General features: G+C 70.8%; 1 protein-coding gene. It reads right to left on the minus strand.

Annotated features, from left to right (window positions below; translation table 11 throughout):
• On the minus strand, positions 1–240 hold a 240-nt coding region (locus tag SBI80_RS28175), incomplete at both ends, for a DUF222 domain-containing protein (RefSeq protein WP_318978441.1).

Here is a 240-nt window from a genome sequence, read left to right on the forward strand (position 1 = left end):
GCGCCGCGCGGGCGACCGCGGTGAGGGCATCGTGTTGGCGCTGCCCGACACTGCGGTGATCACCGTCGATCTGGGCTTGGCTGGGCGTGCCCTTGATGCAGGGATGTTCGTCGTCGGGGTTGCACATCCCGGGTGCGGCGAGCTTGGCGAAGATCGGTTCCAAGCTCGCCCAGGCCAGCGGGTCGAGCTCGCCGCGGATGGGCACCATGCCGTCGGGGCGTTGGCGGCCCACCACGAGGT

It is taken from the genome of Mycolicibacterium sichuanense (genome assembly GCF_033741125.1).
GTDB lineage: Bacteria > Actinomycetota > Actinomycetes > Mycobacteriales > Mycobacteriaceae > Mycobacterium.